The sequence below is a fragment of the Leifsonia sp. genome, from assembly GCF_051955155.1.
Classification (GTDB): domain Bacteria; phylum Actinomycetota; class Actinomycetes; order Actinomycetales; family Microbacteriaceae; genus Leifsonia.
Genome location: NZ_JBQCGZ010000063.1, coordinates 1 through 21,552 on the forward strand (window position 1 = coordinate 1; position 21,552 = coordinate 21,552).

At 72.0% G+C, this 21,552-nt stretch carries 18 protein-coding genes and 1 tRNA gene; 13 read left to right on the forward strand and 6 right to left on the reverse strand.

Annotation, left to right across the window (positions count from 1 at the left end; translation table 11 throughout):
- Positions 1-792, reverse strand: a 792-nt coding sequence (locus ACTHMF_RS06175) for a zinc-dependent metalloprotease (RefSeq protein WP_440316721.1), incomplete at its 3' end; no start/stop codon positions are given.
- 164 nt (positions 793-956) lie between these two features.
- On the opposite strand from ACTHMF_RS06175, the gene ACTHMF_RS06180 reads away from it, so the two are divergent.
- From ACTHMF_RS06180 to ACTHMF_RS06200, 5 genes are all read left to right on the forward strand, one after another.
- Positions 957-2,099 carry a YlbL family protein gene (locus ACTHMF_RS06180; protein ID WP_314148340.1) on the forward strand — a complete coding sequence of 381 codons (1,143 nt, stop codon included), beginning with the start codon at positions 957-959 and terminating at the stop codon, positions 2,097-2,099.
- A gap of 16 nt (positions 2,100-2,115) precedes the next feature.
- The gene (locus ACTHMF_RS06185) at positions 2,116-3,009 is read left to right on the forward strand and encodes a glycerophosphodiester phosphodiesterase (protein WP_314148339.1); all 894 of its coding nucleotides are present in this window, start codon (positions 2,116-2,118) and stop codon (positions 3,007-3,009) included.
- Positions 3,010-3,126: 117 nt separating this feature from the next.
- Entirely contained in the window at positions 3,127-6,066 is a 2,940-nt protein-coding gene (locus ACTHMF_RS06190) for a UPF0182 family membrane protein (RefSeq protein ID WP_440316722.1), read from the forward strand.
- A gap of 206 nt (positions 6,067-6,272) precedes the next feature.
- Complete coding sequence (locus ACTHMF_RS06195; protein ID WP_440316723.1) at positions 6,273-7,469, forward strand: ROK family transcriptional regulator; 1,197 nt, start codon at positions 6,273-6,275, stop codon at positions 7,467-7,469.
- On the forward strand, positions 7,469-7,957 hold the full coding sequence (locus ACTHMF_RS06200; protein ID WP_314148336.1) for a hypothetical protein: 489 nt from the start codon (positions 7,469-7,471) through the stop codon (positions 7,955-7,957). The genes ACTHMF_RS06195 and ACTHMF_RS06200 overlap by 1 nt, the downstream gene beginning before the upstream one ends.
- Here ACTHMF_RS06200 and ACTHMF_RS06205 read toward each other — a convergent pair.
- A complete protein-coding gene (locus tag ACTHMF_RS06205) occupies positions 7,941-9,080 on the reverse strand; it encodes an ROK family protein (protein ID WP_440316724.1) in 1,140 nt (379 codons plus the stop codon). The two genes, ACTHMF_RS06200 and ACTHMF_RS06205, sit on opposite strands and share 17 nt — an antisense overlap.
- A 55-nt stretch (positions 9,081-9,135) precedes the next feature.
- On the opposite strand from ACTHMF_RS06205, the gene ACTHMF_RS06210 reads away from it, so the two are divergent.
- The gene (locus tag ACTHMF_RS06210) at positions 9,136-9,654 is read left to right on the forward strand and encodes an isochorismatase family protein (RefSeq protein ID WP_440316725.1); all 519 of its coding nucleotides are present in this window, start codon (positions 9,136-9,138) and stop codon (positions 9,652-9,654) included.
- Between the two features lie 72 nt (positions 9,655-9,726).
- On the opposite strand, the gene ACTHMF_RS06215 is transcribed toward ACTHMF_RS06210, so the two are convergent.
- From ACTHMF_RS06215 to ACTHMF_RS06230, 4 genes are all read right to left on the reverse strand, one after another.
- Positions 9,727-13,134 (reverse strand): ATP-binding protein, encoded by a 3,408-nt coding sequence (locus ACTHMF_RS06215; RefSeq protein WP_440316726.1) that lies wholly within the window; start codon positions 13,132-13,134, stop codon positions 9,727-9,729.
- Entirely contained in the window at positions 13,131-13,832 is a 702-nt protein-coding gene (locus tag ACTHMF_RS06220; RefSeq protein ID WP_440316727.1) for a DUF4194 domain-containing protein, read from the reverse strand. Before ACTHMF_RS06220 ends, ACTHMF_RS06215 begins: the two co-directional genes overlap by 4 nt.
- Positions 13,829-15,331, reverse strand: a complete 1,503-nt coding sequence (locus ACTHMF_RS06225) for a DUF3375 family protein (RefSeq protein WP_440316728.1) — start codon at positions 15,329-15,331, stop codon at positions 13,829-13,831. Before ACTHMF_RS06225 ends, ACTHMF_RS06220 begins: the two co-directional genes overlap by 4 nt.
- Positions 15,332-15,390: 59 nt before the next feature.
- A tRNA-Met gene (locus tag ACTHMF_RS06230) sits at positions 15,391-15,467 on the reverse strand.
- Between the two features lie 123 nt (positions 15,468-15,590).
- Between ACTHMF_RS06230 and ACTHMF_RS06235 the strand changes: the two genes are divergently transcribed.
- The 7 genes from ACTHMF_RS06235 to ACTHMF_RS06265 are packed head-to-tail and all read left to right on the forward strand — an operon-like array spanning position 15,591 to position 21,548.
- Positions 15,591-16,658, forward strand: coding sequence for a response regulator (locus tag ACTHMF_RS06235; protein ID WP_314148330.1), 1,068 nt, complete (start codon positions 15,591-15,593; stop codon positions 16,656-16,658).
- Positions 16,655-17,665 carry an ATP-grasp domain-containing protein gene (locus ACTHMF_RS06240; RefSeq protein WP_440316729.1) on the forward strand — a complete coding sequence of 337 codons (1,011 nt, stop codon included), beginning with the start codon at positions 16,655-16,657 and terminating at the stop codon, positions 17,663-17,665. The genes ACTHMF_RS06235 and ACTHMF_RS06240 overlap by 4 nt, the downstream gene beginning before the upstream one ends.
- Entirely contained in the window at positions 17,662-18,426 is a 765-nt protein-coding gene (locus ACTHMF_RS06245; protein ID WP_440316730.1) for a PHP domain-containing protein, read from the forward strand. Before ACTHMF_RS06240 ends, ACTHMF_RS06245 begins: the two co-directional genes overlap by 4 nt.
- The gene (locus ACTHMF_RS06250) at positions 18,423-18,578 is read left to right on the forward strand and encodes a hypothetical protein (protein WP_440316731.1); all 156 of its coding nucleotides are present in this window, start codon (positions 18,423-18,425) and stop codon (positions 18,576-18,578) included. Before ACTHMF_RS06245 ends, ACTHMF_RS06250 begins: the two co-directional genes overlap by 4 nt.
- Positions 18,575-18,967 (forward strand): response regulator, encoded by a 393-nt coding sequence (locus ACTHMF_RS06255; RefSeq protein ID WP_440316732.1) that lies wholly within the window; start codon positions 18,575-18,577, stop codon positions 18,965-18,967. Before ACTHMF_RS06250 ends, ACTHMF_RS06255 begins: the two co-directional genes overlap by 4 nt.
- On the forward strand, positions 18,964-20,742 hold the full coding sequence (locus tag ACTHMF_RS06260) for a sensor histidine kinase (RefSeq protein ID WP_440316733.1): 1,779 nt from the start codon (positions 18,964-18,966) through the stop codon (positions 20,740-20,742). The genes ACTHMF_RS06255 and ACTHMF_RS06260 overlap by 4 nt, the downstream gene beginning before the upstream one ends.
- The gene (locus tag ACTHMF_RS06265) at positions 20,739-21,548 is read left to right on the forward strand and encodes a carbon-nitrogen hydrolase family protein (RefSeq protein ID WP_440316734.1); all 810 of its coding nucleotides are present in this window, start codon (positions 20,739-20,741) and stop codon (positions 21,546-21,548) included. The genes ACTHMF_RS06260 and ACTHMF_RS06265 overlap by 4 nt, the downstream gene beginning before the upstream one ends.
- Positions 21,549-21,552 lie beyond the last annotated feature (4 nt).

The window sequence follows — 21,552 nt, forward strand, 5'->3', positions numbered from 1 at the left end:
CCCGCGCGCGCCGGCGGTGCTCGGCCTGAGCCCCGGCCGCCGCCGCCACGGCGCGCGCCGCCCCCGCCGGCCCCGCCCGCCCCCCCCCACCGCGAGGTACAGCTGCACCTGGTCCGTGGGGATGTCCAGGCCGTCGCCGAACTCGTCGACGTTCTGGGGCAGCAGCGCCGCCGTGCCCTCCGGGAGCAGCGGGATGCCGATGTCGCCGCCGGAGACGACCTCCTTGGCGAGCTGGCCGACCACCTGGCCGAGCTGCATCGCGAACAGTGCGCCGCCGATCGAGCGCATCACCTGCCCGGCGTTCTGGATCATGCCCTGCATCTCCTCCGGCGCCTGCTCGGTGAGCACGCGCGTGAGGGCGTCCGAGATGCTGAGCGCGACCGGCTCCGCCAGCTGCGTCCAGATCGGCATCGTCTGCCGTGCCCACTCCGCGCGCCCGATCAGCTCCGGGCTGCCGGGCAGCTCGGCGACGGTGGTCGCCTCGTCGAGCCAGAGCGCCGCCACGTGGAACGCCTGCTCCATCGCCGCCCGCTCGGCGGGCGTGACCGCGTGCGCCCCCTCGGAGGCGAGCGCGCGGGCCTGCTGCTGGGCGAGGTCCCAGTTGATGCCGCCGCCCGGGGTCATCAGCGCGTTCTGCAGCTGGCCGAGCAGCTGCTGGATGCTGGCGGGGTCGTTCGGAAGGCCCGCGGCCCCCGCGAGCTGCGAGGGGTCGATGGACGAGTTCCCCGACAGGAACTCGCGCAGCATGTCCCGGAACTCGTCGTCCGGGTCCTTGTTCGGATCGTCGGCCATCGTGAGCGCCCCTCGTCTCGAAGTGTGTGCGCCGGTTCATTACGGCTTTCCAGGCTTGCCATCTACGCTAGCTGCTGACAGCCACGAGCCGGGTGGGAATCGCATCCGGCAGCCTCACGGACAGTGCGCCCGTGGCGAACACGACGCGAAGGACCCGACGAGACGTGACCCTCTTCACCGACGACGACACGCCCGTGAGCCCGGCAGGAGGGGGCGGCCGGGTCGCTCCGTCGCGTCGCGTCGTCATCGGCTGGGTCGCCGTGGCCGTGGCCGTCGTGCTCGCGCTGGTGCTCGCGCTGGCGCCCGCGCCGTTCGTCATCGAGCAGCCCGGCCCGGTGTTCAACACGCTCGGCACCGACCAGAGCGTCGGCAGCGACCCGTCGAAGGATGCGAAACCACTCATCTCCATCCCGGGCAAGACCACCTACCCCACCTCCGGCTCGCTCGACCTGCTGACCGTCTCCGTCGTCGGCAACCCGGACTCGCGGCCGAGCTGGCTGGACATCATCCGCGCCTGGTTCGACCCGAGCAGGGCCGTGCAGCCGGTGGACGCGGTGTTCCCGCCCGGGACGACCACCGAGCAGTCGAACGCGCAGAACGCCGCCCTGATGGTGGACTCGCAGCAGGATGCGGTGGCCGCCGCCCTCAACCAGCTCGGCTACGACTTCCCCCAGGCCGTCGCCGTCAAGCAGGTGATCACGGGCACCCCGGCCGCGAAGGTCCTCAAGGAGGGCGACGAGATCACGAGCGTCAACGGGGAGTCGGTCAAGAGCATCCAGGGCCTGCGCGACCTGGTCGCGAAGAACGGGACGGACAAGGCCGCGGAGATCGGCATCGTGCGCGACGGCGCCGCGTCCACGGTCTCCCTGACGCCGACCCGGTCCGGCAGCCAGACCGTCCTCGGCATCGGCGCCGGGATGGACTACACCTTCCCGTTCGACGTCAAGATCCAGCTCGACAACGTCGGCGGCCCGAGCGCCGGGCAGATGTTCGCGCTCGGCATCATCGACAAGCTGACGCCGGGCGAGCTCAACGGGGGCAAGCGGGTCGCAGGGACCGGAACCATCGACAACACCGGCACGATCGGCGCGATCGGCGGCATCCGGCAGAAGATGTACGCCGCGCGGGACACCGGAGGCGCCAGCTACTTCCTGGCCCCCGCCTCGAACTGCGACGAAGTCACCGGCCACATCCCGGACGGCCTGCACGTGTTCGCGGTGAAGACGCTGAGCGACTCGCTCAAGGTGCTCAAGGCCGTCAGCGGCGGCGCGAGCACCGCCGGCCTGCCCACCTGCCCGGCGTCGTGAGCGGTCGGCGGCCGGGATGGACGACGAGCAGCCGCGCCGCACCGTCTCCCGCCGCGCCCTGATCGGCGGGGCCGTCGGCGTCGGAGTCGCGGCGATCGCCGGCGGCAGCGCGCTCGTGCTGCCCCGGCTGCTTCAGCGGCCGGCGGGCGGCGTCCTCGCCGACCGGCTCGTCGCCTCCGGCGTCTTCACGGTCGCGCACCGCGGCGGGTCGCTCGACTGGCCGGAGATGTCGATGCTCGGCTACCGCAACTCCGTCGACCTCGGCGTCGACGCTCTGGAGATCTCGCTGGCCCGCTCGCGGGACGGCGTCTGGTTCGGGCTGCACGACGCGACCCTCGACCGCACCTCCGGCACCAGCGGCTTCGTGGCTGCCGAGCACACCTGGGACGAGATCCGCGATCACCGGATCAGCGCGGCCGAGACGACGGACCCCTCGCAGCCGGCTCAGCCGTACCTGCGGTTCGAGGAGCTGGTGAGAGCGTACGCGGCGACGCACGCGATCTTCGTCGACCCGAAGGTGGTGCCGGCCTCGCACTTCGACGAGCTGTTCGCGCTGATGGCCGCGTCGCCGACCCCGAAGCGGACCTTCGTCGCCAAGGGCTTCTGCACCGCGACGCAGTGGGCGCAGGCCGCGACGGCGCACGGCTACCGCACCTGGGGCTACTACTACGCGAGCGGGGTGCAGGCGGACGCGGACCTCCTGCCGAGCACCGAGGGGCTGTGGGACTGGCTGGGGCTGGACTACGGCGCCGCCGCCGAGGTCTGGAAGACGTTCACGGGGCGGTCGAAGCCGGTCCTCGCGCATGTCGTGCCGTCGAAGAGCGCGGCGGCGACGGCGAAGGAGCGCGGCGCCGCCGGGCTTCTCGTCTCCGGCGTGCGCGAGGTGCTCGGCGGCGGCGCGACCGGCTGACCGGCACGCGGCGTACGGCGAACCCACAAGCGGTGGACGGGTGGAGCGCAGCTTTCTCGCAGCGACGCCGCCCTAGGATGGTTGTCTGACCGCCACGCGAGAGCAAGAGGGCCACACGTGACTTCAACAGCTGCAGTTCGACCAGCAGGACGCCGCCGCGCGGCCGTCTGGATCACCCTCGGTGTGATCGTGGCGCTGATCATCCTGTTCTTCGTGTTCGCGGGCCTGTACGCCGACATCCTCTGGTATCAGCAGGTCGGCTTCCTGAACGTGCTGACCACGCAGTGGCTGGCCGGCATCGCGATGTTCTTCGTCGGATTCCTCGGGATGGCCGTCCCGCTCTGGCTGTCCATCCAGCTGGCCTACCGGCTGCGCCCGGTCTACGCGAAGCTGAACACGCAGCTCGACCGCTACCAGCAGGTCATCGAGCCGCTGCGCCGGCTCGCGATGTACGGCATCCCGATCGTCTTCGGCATCTTCGCCGGCGTCTCCGCCGCGAGCCGCTGGCAGACCGCCGCGCTCTGGCTGAACGGGACGTCGTACGGCAAGACCGACCCGCTCTTCCACCTCGACATCGGCTTCTACCTGTTCGCGCTGCCGTTCTACCGCAGCGCCGTCGGGTTCGCCTCCGCGGTCGTGCTCATCTCGCTGATCGCGACGCTGGCCACCTGCTACCTGTACGGCTCCATCCGGGTAAGCGGCCGCGAGGTGCGCATCTCCAAGTCCGCGCGCGTGCAGATCTCGATCATCGCGGGCCTCTACCTGCTGCTGCAGGGCATCAGCATCTGGCTCGACCGGTATGCGACCGTCACCGACTCCAACGTCAACGACCTCGTGAACGGCGCGGCGTACACGGACGTCAACGCGACCATCCCGGCCAGGGCCGTGCTCGCCGGCGCCGCGGTGTTCGTCGCGATCCTCTTCTTCGTGACCGCGTTCGTCGGCCGCTGGCGCTTCCCGATGGTCGGCACGGCGCTGCTGATCATCGCGGCCATCGTCGTGGGCGCGGTCTACCCGTGGATCATCCAGAAGTTCCAGGTGGACCCGAGCCAGAAGACGCTGGAGACCCCGTACATCCAGGACTCGATCAACGCGACGCGGGACGCCTACGGGCTGAGCGACATCGAGGTCATCCCGTACAACGCGTCGACGAACGCCCAGCCGGGCGCGCTCCGCAAGGACGCAGCGACCGCCGCGCAGATCCGCATCATCGACCCCGCGGTCGTCAGCCCGTCGTTCCAGCAGCTGCAGCAGTTCCGGCAGTACTACTCGTTCCCGCGGACCCTGAACGTCGATCGCTACGCCATCGAGGGCAACCAGCAGGACGCCGTGGTCTCGGTGCGCGAGCTCAACCAGTCGGGGCTGACCAGCCGCAGCTGGTTCAACGACACCGTCGTCTACACCCACGGTTACGGCATGGTGGCCGCGTACGGCAACAAGCGGTCGACGGACGGCCAGCCGGTCTTCCTGGAGTCCGGCATCCCGGTGCAGGGCTCGCTCGGGGAGTACGAGCCGCGGGTGTACTTCGGCCAGCAGTCGCCGACCTACTCGATCGTCGGCGCGCCGAAGGGCAGCAAGCCCGTCGAGCTCGACTACCCGGGCGGCGAGAACGACGCCCAGCAGACCTACACGACGTTCAGCGGCAACGGCGGCCCGAAGCTCGACAACGTCTTCAAGCGGCTGGTGTACGCGCTCAAGTTCCAGGACGAGCAGATCCTGCTCTCCGACGCCGTGAACGACGACTCGCAGATCCTCTACGACCGCGACCCCATCAAGCGCGTGCAGAAGGTCGCACCGTACCTGACCCTCGACTCGCAGGCCTACCCCGCGGTGGTCGACGGCCGGATCAAGTGGATCATCGACGGCTACACCACGAGCGACCAGTATCCGTACTCGCACGTCGGCAGCCTGAGCGACGCCATCGCCGACACGGAGACGCCGAAGCCGGCATACGCCTTCGACGACATCAACTACATCCGCAACTCGGTCAAGGCGACGGTCGACGCCTACGACGGTTCGGTCACGCTCTACGCCTGGGACGCCAAGGACCCGATCCTGAAGACCTGGGAGAAGGTCTTCCCGACCACGGTCAAGCCGGTCGGCGACATGAGCGCGCAGCTGCTCAGCCACGTGCGCTACCCGCAGGACCTGTTCAAGGTGCAGCGCTCGGTGCTCGGCCAGTACCACGTGACGGACGCCGGCTCGTTCTACTCGCGTGAGGACGCCTGGACCACCCCGAACGACCCGACGTCGTCGCCGAGCGACCCGACCCTGCAGCCGCCGTACTACCTGACGATGCAGATGCCGGGCCAGAAGGCGCCGTCGTTCTCGCTGTACTCCACGTTCATCCCGCAGGCGGCGGGGGACTCCTCGCGATCGGTGCTGAAGGGCTATCTCGCGGTGGACGCGGACGCCGGGGCGACGAAGGGCACGGTGGCGTCCGGCTACGGCAAGCTCAGACTCCTGTCCCTGCCATCGAGCGACACCGTCCCGGGGCCCGGGCAGGTGCAGAACAACTTCGACTCCGACACGGCCGTCTCGCAAGCGCTCAACCTGCTGAGACAGGGCAAGACGGAGATCATCAACGGCAACCTGCTGACGCTGCCGGTCGGCGGCGGTCTGCTCTACGTCCAGCCGGTCTACGTCAAGTCGACGGGCGAGACGAGCTACCCGCTGCTGCAGAAGGTGCTCGTCGCCTTCGGCGACCAGATCGCGTTCGAGGACACGCTCGACCAGGCGCTCGACAAGCTGTTCGGCGGCGACTCCGGAGCGACGGCAGGAGACAATAACGTTCCGTCGACCGGCAACGGCGGCACGTCCGGCGGCTCCGGCTCCACGGGTGGCGGCTCCGGCTCCACCGGAGGAGGCTCCGGTTCGACCAGCGGCCAGAACAACGCCGCCCTGCAGCAGGCGCTGCAGCAGGCGAAGCAGGCGCTCGCCGACCGCCAGGCGGCCCTCAAGGCCGGCGACTGGGCGGCGTACGGCGCGGCGGACGAGAGGCTGCAGCAGGCTCTGCAGGCCGCCCTCGCGGCCGAGGGGAACTCCTCGAGCAAGTAGCAGCACCACCGCGAACGGCCCGCACCCTTTCGGTGCGGGCCGTTCGCGTATCCTCGGCCGCTGTCCGAAGTGCACGCCCGCGAGTGGGCCGTTTCGGTACGACTGCCCCGTGCTCGCGCGGGGACAGGCGTCCCAAACGGGCTCAGGAGCGGGAAAATTCTGCCGAACCCTTGCGCACACTTTGATTGTCTACTTTACTAACAAACATGCTCCTCGACGAAGCACGCCGCCAGACCGCCACCGAGCCCCGCCCGGTGCCCGGCGACGGCGCGATGGTGCCCGGCCGCGCACTCCGGCCGCGCAGCAAGGTGCTCCCCGAGCACGCGAGGCACCACAACCGCTCGCTCGTGCTGCAGTCGCTGTACCGCTCCGGCCGCGCCTCACGCGCCGACCTCGCCAGGGAGACGGGCCTGACCCGCGTCACCATCTCCGACCTGGTGGGGGAGCTGATCGCCGAGGGCCTAGTGGTCGAGCTCGGCCAGCGCGACGACGCGCGGCCCGGCAAGCCGGCGGTCCTGCTCGACGTCAACCGGCAGGCTGCCCAGATCATCGGCGTGGATCTCAGCGAGCACAGCGTGTTCCGCGGCGCCGTCCTCGACATCGACGGCAAGCTCCTCGAGACCGCGGAGATCGCACTCGCCGGCAGCAGGGGAGAGGAGGCGACCGCCAAGGTGCTCGCGCTCGTCGACACCCTGGTCGAGAAGGCGACGGCGCCCATCCTCGGCATCGGGATCGGCTCGCCGGGCATCGTGGACGCCTCCGGCACCGTCGCCGCCGCCCCGAACCTGGGCTGGAGCGACGTCCCGCTGCAGCGCCGGATCGCCGAGCGGACCGGGCTCGCGGTTTTCGTCGCGAACGACGCCAACGTCGCGGTGCTGGCCGAGCACGGCTTCGCCGACGCGCAGGGCGACATGATGCTCGTGAAGGTGGGCCACGGCGTGGGCTCCGGGCTGCTGGTGGCCGGGGCACTGGTCTTCGGCAGCCGGTTCGCGGCGGGCGAGATCGGCCAGGTGATGGTCGGCACCGACGACGGCGCCGCGGCGCCGTACGATCGCGAGAAGTGCCTGGAGGCATGGCTCGCCGTCCCGCGGCTCGAGGCGCGCGTCGCCGACGCGATCGCCGCAGGCAGGGAGGCGGAGCCCGTGCTCCGCGAGGCGGGTCAGCGCCTGGGCGTCGCGCTCGCCCCCATCGTCGGCGCGCTCAACCTGTCCGAGGTCGTCCTGGCCGGCCCGGAGGAACTGCTCGCGGGCCCCGTGATCGACGCGCTCCGCGAGACGCTCCGCAATCGGACGATGGCCGGCTTCCACTCGGACGTGACTCTCCGGATGACGAGCCAGGGGAGAGACATCGTGCTGCGCGGCTGCGTCGTCATGGTGCTCTCCGCGCAGCTCGGGGTGTCCTGATGACCCTCCTCGCCGACCGGCCGCGCACCGACGCCCTCGCCGGGCGTGGCGCAGCCGGCTTCCTGCTCGCGCCGGGCGTGCGGGACGCGCTGCCGCAGGTGCGGGTCCGCTGCACCGTCGTGCGGCTGGAGAGTCTCGGCAACGAGCGGCTCGGTGTCCCGCGCTGGTACACACTGGCCGAGGCATGGGGCGAGCCGGGATCGCCGGCCGCCGCCCGGTGGGAGCGGAACCCGGAGGTCGTCGCCGGTCCGGCGGACGACCCGCACCTGATCCTGGCGACGGCGACGCCTGTGGTCGTGCTCGGCGCGGACATCGGGTCCGCCGCCTGGTCGCGCGCCGTCGTCGACGCCGTGCGCGGCTCGTGCGCGCTCGTCCTCGTCGTCGACCTGGGTGAGCGTCCGGACGCCCGCTACGCCGACATCTCCACGTTCGGGCTCGACCGCGAGCGCGGCGCCGCGCTGCTGCGCCTGCTCAGCGAGCCCAGCTGACGCCGAGCGTCGACTGCAGCGCGTGCTGCGCAGCCCCGCGGAACGGCTGCTCCAGGGCGGTCTTGGCGTAGCGGAAGCTGAGCGGCATGGCCGCGCGCACGGGATGCCGTGCCGCCTCCGAGCGCAGGTGCGCGATGAACTCCGGCCCGAGCTTCGGGGCAGCGCCGCCGAGGACGACATTCGGCACGTCCAGTGCGGCGCCGAGCATGAGCAGCGCCCTGGCCAGGATGCGCGCGCCGGCCGCGATCCGCTCGCGCGACTCCGGCTGCGTCGCGAGCGCGCCGACGTCCACGGACTCGAGGTCGGTGCCGTGGGGGAGCCCGAGCAGGCTGGTCACCGAGACCAGCTCCTCCAGGCAGCCGCGGTTGCCGCACGCGCACACCGGCGCGTCGTCCCCGAACAGCACGGGCACGTGGCCGATCTCGCCAGCGCGGTGGGCCGCCCCGGCGAGCACGTCGCCGTCGACGATCACGGCGGCGCCGACGCCGGTGGAGAGCGAGACGAAGAGCTGGTTGGCGCCGAACTCGTCGGAGACCGCGTAGTCGGCGATCGCCTCCGCGTCGGCGTCGTTCACGAGGTGCACGGGCGCGGAGACGATGCCGGACAGCTCCCTGCCGAGGTCGACGTCCACCCAGCCGAGCTGGACGCTCTCGCGGATCAGCCCGCCGTCGGCGATGCCGGGCACCTGCACGCCCACCGCGGCGACGCGCGCGGTCGTTGACGCGGCCAGACGGCGCACGACGGCCCGGACGTCGTCGAGCGCGCCCGGCGTCTCCGTGCGCTGCGACACGGTCGTCACCACGTCGCCGAGCAGGTCGAGGACCGCGCCGCGCACGAGCCCCGGCTGGACGATCACCGACAGCAGCACGTTCCGGCCGGCGTCCACGCGCAGTGTGGTCGCGCGCTTGCCGCCCGTGCTCTCGGCGAGGCTGCCCTCGACCACGAGCCCGTCGGCGATGAGGCCGGAGAGGAGGGAGGACACGGTCGCGGAGGTGAGCCCGGTCCGCCGGGCGATCGACGCGCGCGTCGCCGAGCCGTCGCCGGAGAGCACCAGCTGCAGCGCGGTCGTCAGGTTGCGCTCGCGGACGGCGGCCTGGGTCGCCTTTCCGTGATCCTCAGCCACGTGCTGACCTCCTCACGTCTTACGACCCTAGCGAATGCGGCGCATGATGGACCGCATGGGATACGGGCTCATCCTGGTGGACGTCCAGCGGAACATGCTGGAGGGCGACGGCGCGGTCGCCGGCGCGGCCGAGCTGCGCGATGTGCTCGCCGGGCTGCTGGAGGCGGCGCGGGACGCGGGCGCCCCGATCGTGCACGTGAAGAACGACGGACCGCCCGGCGACCCCGACGAGCCGGGCACGCCCGGCTGGGAGCTGGTCTTCCCGCCGCGCCCCGGCGAGCCGATCGTGCGCAAGGACGCGCCGAACGCGTTCGAGTCCAACCCCGCCCTCGCCGACGTGCTGCGGGCGATGGGGGTGGACGCGCTGATCGTCGCGGGGCTGCAGAGCGAGCACTGCGTGCAGGCGACAGCGATCGGCGCGGCCGAGCGCGGCTTCGACGTGGTCGTCCCGGCGGGCGCGCACGCGACCTACGACGACGACGCCCCCGCGGCCGAGATCGTCGAACGCGTCGAACTGGACCTCGCCGCCGCCGGCGTCGAGGTGATCGAGCTGGACGAGGTGCGCTTCCACTGACCGCGCATGTTCGCCGAATGTCGCCCGAGCGGGTCCGGCAGGCGACATCCGGCACGAATCGGGGCGCGGGCGCTAGGCGGTGAGCACTCCCAGCCGCTCGCCCTCGAGCGCCTCGCGGATGCTGAGGGAGTAGATCCGGGAGAGGCCGGGGCGTGCCGGGTCACCGGTGACGTAGGCCACAGACTCGACGTGCTCCTCGAAGGCGTTCACCTTGTCCCGCGGAGCGCCGACGATCAGCTGGAAACCGAGTCCGCGCAGGGCCGCGAGAGCACGCCCGGTGTACTCGTTGTCGGCCTTCACGAAGCCCTCGTCGAGCACGATCGGCGCGTAGGTGGGCACGCTGTCCGTCCCGTCGCCGAGCCGGTAGCGCAACGCGGCGCCGAGGACGAAGGCGATCAGCTCCTGGCCCTCGCCGCCGGACTTGCCGGCGACGCCCTCGTGCACGACCTGCGTCCCGTCGGTCCTGGTCTCGATCGCACGGAACTGGTAGTGCTCGCGCGCGTCCAGCACGCGCCTGCGCCACGCTTCGCCCGCCCGCGAACGCTCCTCGAGGCGGGACAGGTCGCGGCGCAGCTCCAGAAAGTCCCGCTCGATCGCCGCGGCGTCCCTCCTGTCCGCTCCGAGCGTGCCGGCGGTGTGCTTGCGCAGCGTGCGCTTGAAGTCGTGCAGGTCGCTGTTGGAGACCGGGCGCGGGTCGATATCGAGCGTCGAGCCCTCCCGGAACTCGATGCCGGCCAGGGCGGAGGAGATCGGGCGCACCCCGCGGCGGATGGCGTGGCCGTCCTCCTCGATCTGGGTCAGCAGGGCGCGCAGGCTGTCGCCCATGCTCGCCCCCGCCTTCGCGAGCCAGTCGGCCTTCGCGCGGGGGAGGTCGTCCTCGACCAGCCCGCGGTGGATGGCCAGCACCGCGGGAAGGCTGTCGATCGTCGCGTCGATCTCGGCGGAGCGGTCCAGGTCGCGGTAGCGCTCGAAGGTGAGCAGCAGGAGGCGCTCGTGCTGCTCCATCGCCTGCTGGTGGGTCTCGATCTGGTCGCGCACCGCCGCCTGCGCCTCCGCGTACCTGCGGTCGACATCGGCGGCCTCGCGCGGCGCGGCGAACGGCAGGGTACCGAGCAGCAGCCGCTCGTCGGCGCTGAGCGGCGTGTTCCGCTCGAGGGCGTCGGCGACGCTGTCCTCGATGTCGATCAGGTCGGCGTGCCGCGCCTCCAGCTCCACGATGCGCGCGTGCAGGGCCGCGCCGCGCTTGGCGGCGGCGAGCCGGCCGCGGTCGTGGCGGTCCGCCTCCTGCTGCAGCTCGCCGACCTCCGGGTGCTCGACGGCCACGCGATCCAGCTGCGCGGCGAGCTCGTCGACGCGCAGCCGGGCGGACGCGACGTCGATCGACGCCCACTCCACGGTGCGGATGGACGCGAGAGCCTCGCTGCGGCTGCGGGCGGCGCTGCGCTCGGATTCCGCCGCGTCCGACGCCGCACGCGCCGCCGCCAGCTCGCGCTCGAGGTCGGCGAGCTCCGCGGCGATGGCCTGGATGCGCTGGGTGTTGTCGAGGCCGATCCAGGAGTCGGTGCGCCGGTCGTCCTTGATCACCCTGTTCCGCGCCGCCGAGCGCATCCCGGATCGCGTGACGGCGCCCTTCACACCGGAGGGCCGCGGCGCGTCCAGCTCCTCGGGAGTCTCGACGCACAGGACGCTGCGGTCCGCGACGAGCTCGTCGTTCAGCCAGCCGAAGTACGGGCTCGCGGTGTCGAACTGGAGCAGGGCGGGGACGGTCCTCTCGATCGGCTCGAGCTCGGGGGCGGCACCGGGGACGGCGGGAACCAGGACGATGCGCCCGCGCATGTCGTTCTCGTTCACGAACCGGCGGACCGCGGCGAACCGGCGCTGGTCGACGACGAGGTGCGTCGCGACCTCGCCGAGCACGCTCTCGATCGCGCGCGTCCAGTCGCGGCGGCCCGGCGCCACCTCGAACAGCTCGCCGACGTACGGGAGCTCCTCGGCCGGGATGCCGGTGCCGTCGGCGATGCGACGGCGACGCTCGTCCGCGTCGGCGGGGACGTTGCTGCGGCGCTGCTCGAACGAGCGCTTCTGGGCCGTCAGCGCGGCGATGGCGCGCTTGGCCGCGTCCACGCGCCCTGCGAGCTCGTAGCGGCGGGCCTTCTCGTCCTCGTCGGTCTCGGTCGCCGCGAGCAGCTCCTCGGCGCGCGCGGCCAGCTCGGTGAGCTGCTCCGCCGTCTCGGGGGCGGCGAGGCCGGCCCGGGAGAACAGGGCGTCGGCGGCGGCGCGCTCGCGCTGCTGGGTCGCGAGCACGCGCTCCGCGAACTCCAGCTCCCTGCGCAACGCGACGGCGGGATCGCCGCCGAGCGCCGCGAGCCGCGACAGGGCGTCCTGCTGGGCGCGGTGCGCTGCCTGCTCCTCGGCCTCCGCGGCGCGGTGCTCCGCCTCGTGCTCGCGCTTCTCGTCGCGCACCGCGTCCACCTGGCCGGAGACCCAGTCCCGGATCCGCTCGGCCAGCCACACCCGCAGTCGCGGGTCGTGCTCGCCCTCGGCAGGCACCAGCAGCCGGCGCTTGCCGCTCGCGTCCTCCGCGGCGGCAGCGTACTGCTCGGCGCGCGCGGGGACGTCGGCGAGCACGTCCAGCTTGCGACGCGTCGTCTCGAACACGTCGTACAGCGCCGACGCCTCGCGGTAGCTGCTCAGCGTCGTCTCCCAGCGGGAGAGGGCGCGCGGCTCGGTCAGCACGAAGCTCTTGAACAGCTCGTCGATCGAGAACACGCCCTTGGACGCCTGCGCGCGACGGAGCAGGGTGAGCGCCTTCAGCTGCGACTCGTCGCTGCCGCCGATGCCCAGCTCCTCGCAGAGGCGGACGCGCAGCTCCGGCTGCGATCCGGTAACGAGGTCGCGTTCCGGGTGCACCAGGCGCGCGAGCGAAGCGCGCGTGAGCGGCGAGGAGCTCCCGGGCTCCTGCACCAGCTCGTTCAGCCGGGCGAGCGGGAATTCGCCGTGCACGAGCAGGTAGACGGTCGCGTTGGTCACCTCGTCCTGGGTCGCCGTGTCCGGGCCGATCCAGGCCAGCCGGGCCGCGGTGATCGTCTCGCCCAGCTCGGTGCGCCAGGTGATCGCGGCCCCGCTCGGGAACGCGGTGCCGAGCGGCCTCAGGAAGTGCGTCGTCGTGGTGTCGGAGCCCGCGTCCTTCACCTCGTCGGTCTTGCCGCGCGCGTAGCTGTACACGGTGCGCTCGCTGCGCTGCCGGGAGTCGTCTCGTGCTGCACGGTTGAACTCCTGCGGGTTCGGCATGATCACCGCGGACATGGCGTCGAGCACGGTCGACTTCCCGCGCCCGGTCGGGCCGAGGATGGCGATGCCACCGCGGCCGACGGGCATCCGGTGGATGTCCTGATAGCTGCCCCAGTTCAGCAGCTGCACCAGCTCGATGCGGAACTGGCCCCGGCGGATCAGGCCGTCGTCGACGGGAAGGTCGGTCATGCCTGGTCCTCTTCCTCGGTGGCGTCGGTGGCGTCGGTGTCCTCGGCATCGTCGGCGTCGTCGGCCGGCGGCGCGTCCTCGCCCGCAGCGGCGAGGAACATCCGCTCGAGCCTCGCCAGCTCCGCGGTCCCGATCAGCGGGACGACGGCGGGGGAGACCGTGTACACGTCCGGATCGTCCGTGCCGGGCGTGAGCAGCTCCAGGCGCTCGAGCGCGGCGATCGCGGCCTTGATCCTGCGGTCGACGCGCACCTCGTCGTGCGCCGAGTCGCCCTGGAAGCGGCCGAGGAACTCGGCGATGTGGTCGCGCGTGACGGTGACGGCCTCGTCCCTGGCGTCGGTGTAGGCGTGCTCCTGCCGCAGCAGGACCAGCAGCAGGGAGGCGTCGCGGGACAGCGGCTTCTCGCGGCGCAGCAGGATCGGCGCGCCGTCGTCGCCGTTCTGGCGCTTGAACGCGACCTCGTGGTCCGCGTCGATCTCCAGGGTCAGGAACAGCTCGTCGAGGCGCGCGCGGATGTCGTCCTCGTAGTCCAGCAGCGCCCGCCAGGCGTCCGGCTGCTTGGCCCTGGTGACGAACCGGCTGGTGAGCACGGTCACCAGCGCCAGGCGCGCCTCGCGCGGAAGCGCGTCCCGCACCGGGTCGCCGAACGCATCGGAGTCGGCGTCCTGCCGCTCGATATCCTCCGTGGTGTCCGTCACCGTTCCTCCTGTTCGATCGCGTCGCGCCCGAAGACGAGCAGCGGCATCGTCACTTCGCGTTCCTCGTCGCCGACCGCCAGCGGAACGGTCTGCACGCCCTCCGAGACCGCGCCGAGCTCGGCGCCGAGCTCGATCAGGCTCACCGCGAGTCCCAGCCGCCGGAACTCGTCCGGCGTCGCGGCGTACACGTCGGCGCCGGTCACCGTCTCGCGCTCGTGCAGCAGCTCGGCGACCCGCTCGCGGACGGCGGCGGCACTGGTCTCGACCGCGAGCCGCAGCGCCTCGCGCTCCGACTCCGGCAGCGGATCGTCGTTCTCGGTGATCGCGATCCCGACCTCCGGCCTGCCGCGGTCGCGCCAGAGCTGCGCCTGCGTGACGTCGACGAGGTTCCAGCCGCCGATGCCGAGCACATCCTCGTCGGTGAGCACCGGCCCCGGCCTGCGTTCCGCCCAGAGTGCACCCGCCGCGAGCGCCCGCTCCGCGAGCGAGAGCAGCCTGGCATGCTTCTCCGATCCGTTGCGGCTGAGGAACCGGCGCAGGGACGACGTCCAGCGCACGTAGGTCTCCTGCACCGCCTGCTCCTCGGCGAGCAGGGAGGTGATCAGCGTCTCGAGCTGCCCGCGCTGCCGCTCGGTCAGCTGATCGGCGGCAGCCCGGGAGAGCACGCGCTCGATGTCGGCACGCATCCCCTCGAGCTCGCGGGAGGAGAGCATGGCGGCGAAGCCGCGGTACGCGCGGCCCTCCGGGGTCTGCTCGAGCAGGTCGTTGTCGCGCAGGAACTGGTCGACCAGCGCGCCCTTCCCGACCTGCTGGGTGGAGGCGATGCGGGCGACCTCGCGGTGCCGCTGCTCCACCATGGCGCCGAGCTGGCGGAAGTCCTCCGGCAGCGACGCGGTGAGCCGGAGCACCTCGCGCACCTGGCGCTTCACCGCCTCCGGCGACACCTCGTCGACGCCGTGCTGGACGATCTCGGCGCGGCGGCGCTGCAGCGCGGCGATCTCGTCGTCGATGCGGGCCAGCTGCGACTCCGCGGTGGGATCGGTCAGCCCGGCGAGCTGGTGCACGGCGTGCGCGATGCTCGCGAACCGCGCCTCCGAGACCGCGGTGTCCGGCTCGGAGAGCTCGCGGACGATGCGCAGCGCCTGGAGGGCGTACTGCGAGAGCCGGTACTGCGCCCTGTCGTCGCGGTTGCCGGGCCGCGAGCGGATCAGCCAGCGGCTGTCCACCCAGCCGCGGCAGTACTCGGCGGGCGACATCCGCCCGGTGTCCGCGGCAGCCGAGTCGACAGGGTCGTCGGCGGGGGCGTCGCCGTCGGTCGCGTCGAGCGCGTCGGCCACCTTCTGGTGGAACCAGTCGGCGGAGACGGGCCCGTCGGCGTGCTCCAGGTGGCGCGAGAACAGGGGGAGGACCCAGCGACCGTTGTAGCTGCGGAGGAGCGCCCAGGTGGGATGCTCCTCCCACACGGCTGCGACGCGCTCGCCGTCGAGGCTCTCGCCCATCTTCCTCCGGACAAAAATCGGCCCGGACCCGGGGATTTCTCCCCGGAGTCCGGGCCTGTTGGTTGCGGGGGCAGGATTTGAACCTACGACCTCTGGGTTATGAGCCCAGCGAGCTACCGAGCTGCTCCACCCCGCGGCACAAGAAGAAACTCTAGCACGGGTTTCGGGGGGTGCGGAAATCGGTCCGGGAGCCCGGGCGCGTCCGCCCGGGTGAACCGGTCGCCCCACTAGAGTCGGTGCAGAGACGTAGGGGAAGCGTATGGCCAGTTCCGCTCAGAAGTACCGCGTGTGCGTGATCGAGGACGATCCGGACGTCGCGTTCTACATGAAGACCGTGCTGGAGAAGCGTGCGGACGCCCAGGTCGTCGCGGTCACCGACCCGTCGATCGCACTGGACACCATCGAGGCGTTCGAGCCCGATCTCGTCATCACCGACATCGAGATGCCGGGCATCTCCGGGCTCGACCTGCTGCGCGAGCTGCGCAGCAGATACCCCGGGATGCCGGTCGTGGTGATGACGGCGCACGTCTCGGTCGACTACGCGGTCTCCGCGCTGCGCGCCCAGGCCGACGAGTTCCTGACCAAGCCGATCGCCTCGGCGGAGCTGGTCTCGATCGTCACCCGGCTCGCCGAGGAGAGCAGGACCAAGCGCGCCTCGCAGCGGCAGCAGGTGGTGCTCGCCATCGGCGCGCACCCCGACGACGTCGAGATCGGCGTGGGCGGCATCCTCGCCGCGCACCGCGATGCGGGCAACCAGGTCGTCATCCTCACCCTCTCGCGCGGCGCGCGCGGCGGCGATGCGGACGACAGGCAGCACGAGTCGCTCGCCGCCGCCGAGCTGCTCGGGGCGCGGCTGTTCCTGGAGGACCTGGAGGACACCAGGATCTCGGCCGCCGACCCGACCGTCGGGATCATCGAGCGGGTCGTCGCCGAAGTGCAGCCCGACATCGTCTACACCCATTCCGCGCACGACCGGCACCAGGACCACCGCGCCGTGCATGCCGCCGTCAACGTCGCCACCCGCAACGTCCGGACCGTGTGCTGCTTCCAGAGCCCGTCGGCGACGATCGACTTCCGGCCGACCCGGTTCGTCCCGATCGACGGCTTCACCGAGGCGAAGCTGCGCCTGATCGACTGCTTCCGCTCGCAGACCGAGGTGCGCGGCTACCTCGACCACGACTTCGTGCTCGCCACCGCCCGGTACTGGTCCCGGTTCGGCGGCGGCACCAGCTGCGAACCGCTGGAGGTGATGCGGGACACCGCGGACATCTCCGTGCCCGCCTCGACCGTGCAGACCGACGCCAGACTCCGGAGGACCCAGGAATGACCGACGCCACGACCCGCGTGCTCGTCACCGGGGCGGGAGGACCGGCGGGCATCGCCGTCATCCGCTCGCTCCTCGCCCGTCCCGACGTCGAGGTGTTCTCGGCCGACATGGACGGCTGGGCGAGCGGCCTGTACCTGGTGCCGGAGGACCGCAGGCGCATCGTGCCGGCCGGTCGCTCCGAGACCTTCGTCGACGAGCTGATCGGGATGTGCCGCGACGACCGCATCGACGTGCTGTTCTCGACCGTCGACGTCGAGCTGCCGGGACTGGCCGCGCGACGCGGCGAGCTGTCCGCCGTCGGCACCGCGCTCGCCGCGCCCAGCCACGAGACCCTGGTGACCTGCCTGGACAAGTTCCGGCTGGCCGAGCGGGTGGACGGCAAGGCGCGCCTCCCGCGCACCCGGCTGCTGAACCGGGCCGGCGTCGGCGAGGACTGGACGTTCCCGGTGATCGTGAAGCCGCGCAGCGGCGCCGGCTCGCGCGGTGTCCGGCTGATCGCCGACCGCGCCGCCCTGGAGGCCCTCGGCGAGGACGAGAGCATCCTGATCCAGGAGAACCTGCCGGGGGAGGAGTTCTCGGTGGACGTGCTGGCCGGACTCGACGGCGCCGTGATCGCGGCGGTTCCGCGGTCGCGCGAGCGGGTCGACTCCGGCGTCTCCATCGCCGGCCGGACCGTGCGCAGGGCCGAGCTCTCCGACACCGCCGCCGCGGTCGCGCGGGCGATCGGGCTGACCGGTGTCGCCAACGTCCAGCTGCGCTACAGCGCGGACGGCGTGCCCGCGCTGCTCGAGGTGAACCCGCGGTTCCCCGGCGCGATGCCGCTGACCATCGCCGCCGGCGTCGACATGCCGTCGCTCCTGCTCGACCTGGTGCTCGGCCGACCGGTGCCGTCCTCGGTCGACTTCGCCGAGCTGGCGAACGTGCGGTTCCTGGAGGACGTGTTCCTCGATCCCGGAGACGTGCTGGTCTCCGAGAACGCCGCGCACGCGGAGGGTCTCGAGGAGTGAGCGCCGTCGTCGACGTGGACGATCTGCTGCTCGGCGACTTCCACGTGCACTCCTCGTTCTCCGACGATGCGCGGAGCACCCTGGCCGAGAACATCGCGGCCGCCTCGGCGGCGGGACTGCGCCGGATCCGGCTGACCGACCACGTCCGCGCGTCGACGACCTGGGTCCCCGAGTTCCTGGCGGCGGTCGCCCTGGAGCAGGTGCCAGACGGGCTCACGGTGCTCACCGGCGTCGAGGCGAAGCTGCTGGACGCCTCGGGCGCCGTCGACACGCCCGCGCTGCTCGTGGTCGGCGAGGGCGGCGTGGACGCCGTCGTGATCGGCGACCACCAGTTCCCCGGACCGGACGGCCCGTGGTCGCCGGAGCGGACCAGGGACGAGCTCGCCGCGGGGCTCGCGGCGGACGACGCGCTCGACCTGCTCGTCACGGCCAGCATCCGGGCGATGGAACGGACGCCGAACGCACAGCTCGCGCACTGGTTCTCGATCCTGCCCAAGGTCGGGCTCGCCGAGGAGCAGCTCGGAACCGAGCGCCTCGCCGCCTGGGCCGCCGCGGCCGCGGCGACCGGGACCATCGTCGAGGTGAACGAGAAGTGGGGATGCCCCGGCCCCGCCGCGATCGCCGCCCTGCTGGCCGCCGGTGCGCGTATCGTGGCGTCGACGGACAGCCACCTCGCCGCCGACGTCGGGCGGTACGACCGGGTCGCGACGGTGCTCAGGGACGCCGTCGCCGCCGGGAACGAACGGGAGGGAGAAGGATGAGCCCCGTCGAGCCGACCAGCGCGCAGCGCGAGGAGCTGCAGCGCGAGATCGAGCGGAACCGGCGCTGGGAGTTCCGGCTGATCGGCTACGCGGGCATCGCCCTCGTGGTCATCGCCGCGATCGTCGTCGTCCGTCTGGTGTTCTTCTCGTGACCGATCGTGCGAAGCGCGTCGTCATCGCCGATGACGACGACGACATCCGCGGCCTGATGGTGATCGCCGCCGGGCGCGCAGGCGTGGAGATCGCCGCGGCAGTGGACAACGGCCGCGACGCGCTCGATGCGGTGCGCGACGGCGGCATCGACCTCGTCGTGCTCGACATCTCGATGCCCGGCATGAACGGCGTGGAGGTGGCCGAGGCGATCCGCGGGGATGCGGAGACCAGCGGGACGCTCATCCTGATGGTGTCCGCGTCCGTCCAGCTGCTGACCGACCACGGCGTCGTCGCCGACCGCTCGGACAGCTTCATCATCAAACCGTTCAGCCCGCGGGCGCTCGCGCAGCGCATCCGCGAGATGCTCGCCGTTGGAGAGCCGGCATGACCCTCGACCGCTGGTTCGGACGCCTGCCGATCGACTCGCCGTCCGTCTTCATGAAGCTCATCCCGACATTGATCGGGTACACCCTCGCCATCTGCGTCGAACTGCTTCCGGGCGTCGCGGTGGTGACCGCACCGGTCTACCTGCTGGTCTCGCTGGCCCTGATGGCGGTGGCTGTGCTGCTCTCGACGGTCGTGCCCTGGGGACGGACCGCGGTGGGCTGGGCGCTCGTCGTTCCGGTGATCGCCCTGCTGGCCGTCGGCTTCCTGCGGCTGGCGACCGGGGGCGGGGCCTCTCCGGTCTCGGTCGTCCTGCTGCTTCCGTTCATCTGGATCGCCTCCGAGGAGGGTCGGTACGCCATCGTGGTGGCCGCGGCCGGGATGCTGGTCGTCCTGCTCGCGCCGCTGGTCGTGACGGACGTGCCGGATTCACCGAGCGATCTCGTCCGGGCCGTGTTCTCCCCGGTGATCTACCTGGTGGTCGCCGCGGTCATCAACGAGATCGCCCACCGGCTCCGAAAACGGCTGGAGGCGTCGACGGCCGAGGCGCAGCAGCGCCAGGAGCTGCTCGCCCAGGCGGTCCGCGCCCAGGACGAGCTGGTGCTCAACGAGGCGCGGCTGCGGACGGCGAACCGGCTCATCCAGAGCATCTGGAATGCCGTCACGGAGCAGTCGGTGATCGGCACCGACCTGGACGGGCTCATCGACGTCTGGAACCCGGGGGCAGAGAAGATGCTCGGCCTCACCGAGAAGCAGGTGGTCGACGGCCGCAGGCACGTCATCGACTTCCACCTGGAGTCCGAGCTGGAGGACCGGCTGCGGGAGATGGACGCGCGGTTCACGACGGTGTCGAGCGCCGACGACTTCTCTGCGCTGGTGGACACGGTGCGCGCCGGGTACGCGGACGTCCGCGACTGGACGTACGTGCGCGCCGACGGCAAGCACGTGCCCGTGCAAGTGGCGGCGACGCCGCGCCTAGACGAGAACGGGCACCGCGTCGGCTTCATCTTCGTGGCGACGGACATGACGCAGGCCCGCGAGTTCGCCCGGCTGAAGGACGAGTTCGTCGGCCTGATCTCGCACGAGCTGCGCACCCCGCTCAGCTCGATCCTCGGCTACCTGGAGCTGATGCGGGACGACGACGAGTCGCCGCTCTCCGAGGAGCAGCTGCAATACCTCGGCGTCGCCGAGCGGAACGCGCACCGGCTGCTGCGCCTCGTGGGCGACCTGCTGTTCACGGCGCAGGTCGAATCCGGTCGCTTCCCGATCGACATCAAGGACGCCGAGCTGCGCAGCGTCGTCGCCGCCTCCGTCGAGTCGGCCAACCCCGTCGCGTCGAACGCCGGTGTGACGCTGGTCTCCGACGTCCCGGACGCTCCGGTGCTGGTGCGCGGCGACCCGGTCCGGCTCGGCCAGGCGGTGGACAACCTGGTGTCGAACGCGCTGAAGTTCACGCCCTCCGGGGGGACGGTGACCGTCTCGCTCGCGCGCGAGGGGGACGAGGCGGTGATCGCCGTCACGGACACCGGCATCGGGATCCCGGCTGTGGAGCTCAGCCAGCTCTCGCAGCGGTTCTTCCGCGCATCCACCGCCACCCGCAACGCGGTGCCCGGGGTCGGCCTCGGCCTCACGATCACGAAGGCGATCGTGACGGCGCACGGCGGCCGGCTGGACATCCAGAGCGAGGAAGGCGTCGGCACCTCGATCAGCCTGCGCCTGCCCGTCGAGACCCCGAAGCCGGTCGCCGAGGCCGTGCCGGGTGCGGAGCGCGCGTCGTGACCGCCGTCGGCGTCGCCGTCGCGCAGTTCACCCCGACCGACGACCGGGTGCACAACAGGGACGTCGTCGCCGCCCTCGTCGCGGTCGCGGCGGAGCGCGGGGCACGGCTGGTGGTGTTCCCCGAGTACGCCTCGTACTTCACGGACCCGCTCGGCCCGTCCTTCGCCCGCAACGCCGAGCCGCTGGACGGCGAGTTCGTCACCTCCCTCGGTGCGGTCGCCCGCGAGCACGGGCTGTACGCGATCGCCGGGCTCGTGGAGCAGACCGGCGAGCGGCACCGCTTCGCGAACACGCTCGTCGCGGTCTCCGACGCCGGCGAGCGCGTCGCGGTCTACCGCAAGCAGCACCTGTACGACGCGTTCGGCTCCCACGAGTCGGAGTGGGTGGTCGCCGGGGACACCGCGCCGCCCGAGGTGTTCGAGGTGGACGGCCTCCGGGTCGGGATGCAGACCTGCTACGACCTGCGCTTCCCCGAGGTGACCCGCAGGATCGCGGACGCGGGAGCCGACCTCGTCGCGATCCCCGCCGAGTGGGTGCGCGGCCCGCTCAAGGAGCACCACTGGACGACGCTGCTCGCGGCCAGGGCCATCGAGAACACCCTCTACGTCGCCGCCGCCGACCACATCCCGCCGATCGGCATCGGCGCGAGCACCATCGTCGACCCGATGGGCGTCACCGTCGCCGGCCTCGCCGAGACGACCGGGATCGCGGTCGCCGAGGCCTCCACGGAGCGCGTGCACCAGGTGCGCGAGCGCAACCCCGCCCTGGCCCTGCGGCGCTACCGGGTCGAGCCGGCCGGGGAGTAGGCGG